Here is a 3,650-nt window from a genome sequence, read left to right as displayed (position 1 = left end):
ACGCATAGGCCGCCCACCTCGATGTGCTCGTGCAGTACCCGTACTGCGGTCCGGCACAGCTGCCGCAGCTCCGGCGGGAAGTAGTCAGCGACGATCGGTGCGGCCGGAGCCGATGTTTGGCGGGTCATGGATCGTTCTCCCTGGTTGGGGACGTGTCCGGGTAACCAGAGAGTGGCCCGGCTGGGCCGTACCAGGCATGATCGCGGGGGTATACACGCCATACATGTCGTGTATGTCGTTCGCCGCGTAGGGTGGATCAGGCTCTAGAATTGCTGGTCAGGATGCCGCACCCGGAGATTAGGACGATCATGGACGCGAACCGCCCGGCACGTTACTGCCGCTGCGGAACGCGCCTTGCCCGCGACAACAAGAGCAGCCAGTGCGCCCCGTGCCAGACCAAGGCCCGAGACTTCCTCATTCAGCCGCCGGACTTGCCTGATGAGTTCTGGGACACCGATCAGTTTCGGGATGCTTTCACTGCGCAGCACATCGGCCACATCTCGCGGGCGTATCGCAAACACCCGCAGCACATCGCCGTATACGGCAAAGACGGCATTCCGCAGGGTGTTGTCGCCGGTTGGCTCGGCCTGACGCAAGCGCAAATCAGTCGTATCGAGAACGGCGCACCCGTCCGCCATCTCGACAGCCTGACGCATTGGGCACGGACGCTTCGCATTCCCGAGCATCTACTGTGGTTCAAATTGCCCGGTGAGCTGTCTGCAAATGGCAACGTCCGTATGACCGAGGGAGAGATGGCGACTATACCGCAGCAAGCCCCGCCGCGGCCCGTATTGCTTCAGGCTCCGTCATTCAGACTGCCGCTTGGCAGCAGCAATGGTTACGCCTCCGCGATACAGTCATTCCGGGCGGCGGATCGCCAGGTCGGCGGCGGTCATCTCAACGCCACGGTCGTCAAGTACCTGCAAGCTGAGGTCGCGCCACGCATGTTCGGAGTCGATCACGGCAGCGATGGAAGGTTGGCTTTCACGGCCGCAGCCGCGTTGACCGAGATGGCTGGGTGAATGGCTCACGACGCCGGGCGGGACCAAGCCGCCGGGCAGCACTTTGCGCGCTCTCTTGATCTCGTCAAGCTCGGGAACGACCGGCAGCTCGGCATACACATCCTGGCCAGCATGAGCCATCTAGCCCACCACCAGGGCAAGTCGGCCGACGCCATCCAGTACGCGCGACGAGGACGTGAAGTGCTGGCCCGTGGTCCGCGGTTGCCTGAACTCGAAGCTCGTCTCCTTGCGATGCAGGCTCGTGGCTTTGCAGTGCTGCGACGATCCGACGACTGCACGCAGCTCCTCACCGAGGCGGAGCGGGTGCTTGAAGCGCAGCCGGTCGAGGAACGGTCGCCATGGGTGAGCCACTTCGATGAAGGCTCACTAGCGAACGAGGCCGCCCGGTGCCTACGCCAACTCGGAGACCTGACTCAGGCGGAACGGCAAGCGGAGCGTGTCATCGAGCTGCGGCCGGGGGACCGCACACGCAGCTGGGCATTCGGGCAGCTCATCCTTGTAACTGTGCTCATTGCCCAAGGCAGGCCCGACGAAGCCTGTGCCGTGGCTCAGGAGGTGCTGGACGCGACCCAGCAGCTCGGCTCCTATCTCGTCATCCAGCAGCTTCTTGATCTCAAGCGCCTGCTGGAGCCGCACCGGGGTACTCGGGTGGTGGCCGAGTTCTTGAGCTGCCTCGATGAGGCGCTCAGGGAGCGGGTGTGGCTCTACCAGTGGCTCACACAGGACGGACGTGGCGATGGAACAGCGCTCGAGGAGAGATGGTGAACGCTGACGCTCCGCTGTATGAGCGTGACCCGGAAGCTTGGCAGGCGTACTTGGCAGAGGGCAACGCGAAGCAACCACGCAAGCGAGTCAGCGCCGACGTGATCCTGCGCGACCACGCGGGCCGGATTCTGCTCGTTGATCCGCAGTACAAGCCCAACTGGGACACGCCGGGCGGCATGGCCGAGGCCAACGAGCCGCCGCACGAGGCCGTGCGCCGTGAGCTGAAGGAAGAACTCGGCCTGGACGTGCATGTGGGCGGATTGCTCGTGGTCGATTGGGTATCGCCACATGGGCCGTGGGATGACCTGCTCGCCTTCGCCTTCGTCTTCGACGGCGGCGAGCTGAGCGACGAGCAGATCGCTGGGCTCAAGCTGCGTGACGAAGAGCTGTCGGCGTTCGAGTTCTGCACGCCCGAGCAGGCGCAGCAACGGTTGCGGCCGTACGTGTGGCGACGGGTGGCGGTGGCGCTCGACGCACTGAAGACGGGGCGCGTGCAGTATCTACAGGATGGGTACGCACGTTAGGCAAGGCCACATTGACATACGCCCAAACTGGTTCAAAATAAGAATAAAGTTGGAGAGAATTCATATATGCTGACTCGCAGTCTATTCCGGCTGGGGATGGGTGAGGAGGTATCGTGAGTCCAAGGTCTGGTGGTGAGGCCGACAAGTTCGGCAATCGCTACGAAGGGGCCTGGACGGTACGGCACCTCCTATTCGTGCTTGCCGGAAAAGCGGAGTCCGTCACCGTCGAGGATTTCGGTGACTTGGCGCAGGGTGTTGAGTTCACCTATCGTCGTCACGACGCTACTGAGGTTCACCAGTTAAAGCGCCAGGACGGTAGAGCGAACAGCTGACCGGTTGAGGCCGCCCCCGCCTTCGGGGTGTGGGGCCAGGTCCAGCTGTTCGGCCAGCGGCGGTCGGGACGTCATGGGCTTTCCTCTCGAACGTGCCGATGCTCGGCCAGTTTCGGATTCGTGATCTCAGCGACCAGATATCATTTGTATATCCAGGCTGATTCCGCCCGCCCTCGGTTACCGGCGACGCTGAGATGGTGCGGGCGGTGCCGAGGGACTCGTCACCACCGGCCCGCGGATCCGGCCCGGACCCGCATCACACCAGAGGAGCGGTCGATGCACCCGTCCTATGAGTCAGCCGCACTGCCGGGAGTCAGCCGCACTGCCGGGAGTCGTGTGCCAGCTCGGCTATGTCGTCCGTGACCTCGACCAGGCGGTGGCCGCCTGGCTCAGCATGGGTGTCGGCCCCTGGTACGTCCTGCGCGGACGGCCGCAGAGCGGGCTCTATCGCGGCCAGCCTTGCGAGGTGACGTTGTCGGTCGCCTTCGCCAACACCGGCGATCTGCAGATCGAACTGATCCGCCAGGAAGGCGACACGCCCAGCATCTACACCAAGTTCCTCGCGTCCGGGCACGAGGGCTTCCATCAGCTGGCCTGGTGGGCCACGGATTTCGACGCTGCGCTGCGGGCTGCCCAGGCCGCCGGCTGGCGGTCGATACCCGGCGGTCGGCGCCTTTTCACCTGGATCGCCCGTGGAGAGGATGCTTCTCGTTGTCGTACAGCAGCGTTTTTGATGATCGGGAGAATCTATGACCATCGGGGCACTGCCATCGACATCCCAGGGTTTGCGCGTCGGCTCGCCGCCGCCGTTCGACGCCGAGCTGGCGGCGGCGCTGGAGGCCCTCGGGGCTTACCTGCCGTCGTCGGTGACGCCGGCGATGATTCCGGGGTTTCGCGAGGCCATGGGCGGGATGGTCATGGCGGACGAGGAGCTGGCGCGTGGTGGCGCGTTCGACCTCCAGGACGTGGCGGTGCCCGGTCCGCCCGGAGCGCCCGACGTGTCGCTA

At 64.5% G+C, this 3,650-nt stretch carries 4 protein-coding genes and 2 pseudogenes; all 6 read left to right on the top strand.

Annotation, left to right across the window (positions count from 1 at the left end; translation table 11 throughout):
* The first annotated feature begins 308 nt into the window (after positions 1–308).
* Positions 309–1,022 (top strand): hypothetical protein, encoded by a 714-nt coding sequence (locus U9980_RS24835; protein WP_322770140.1) that lies wholly within the window; start codon positions 309–311, stop codon positions 1,020–1,022.
* Positions 1,023–1,787 (top strand): hypothetical protein, encoded by a 765-nt coding sequence (locus tag U9980_RS24830; RefSeq protein WP_322770139.1) that lies wholly within the window; start codon positions 1,023–1,025, stop codon positions 1,785–1,787.
* The gene (locus U9980_RS24825) at positions 1,784–2,311 is read left to right on the top strand and encodes an NUDIX hydrolase (protein ID WP_322770138.1); all 528 of its coding nucleotides are present in this window, start codon (positions 1,784–1,786) and stop codon (positions 2,309–2,311) included. The genes U9980_RS24830 and U9980_RS24825 overlap by 4 nt, the downstream gene beginning before the upstream one ends.
* Positions 2,312–2,424: 113 nt before the next feature.
* Entirely contained in the window at positions 2,425–2,643 is a 219-nt protein-coding gene (locus tag U9980_RS24820) for a hypothetical protein (protein WP_322752175.1), read from the top strand.
* Between the two features lie 289 nt (positions 2,644–2,932).
* Positions 2,933–3,310 (top strand): annotated as a pseudogene (locus tag U9980_RS24815) (VOC family protein); the annotation flags it as partial.
* Between the two features lie 82 nt (positions 3,311–3,392).
* A pseudogene (locus tag U9980_RS24810) lies at positions 3,393–3,650 on the top strand (alpha/beta hydrolase); the annotation flags it as partial.

Source organism: Protofrankia sp. Cr1 (genome assembly GCF_963555865.1).
Taxonomy (GTDB): domain Bacteria; phylum Actinomycetota; class Actinomycetes; order Frankiales; family Frankiaceae; genus Protofrankia.
This window is presented reverse-complemented; position numbering and strand designations above follow the sequence as displayed.

Excerpts from the sequence above, each read along its gene's own strand:
- U9980_RS24835 (WP_322770140.1), top strand. The coding sequence starts at position 309 with ATGGACGCGAACCGCCCGGCACGTTACTGCCGCTGCGGAACGCGCCTT.
- U9980_RS24830 (WP_322770139.1), top strand. The coding sequence starts at position 1,023 with ATGGCTCACGACGCCGGGCGGGACCAAGCCGCCGGGCAGCACTTTGCG.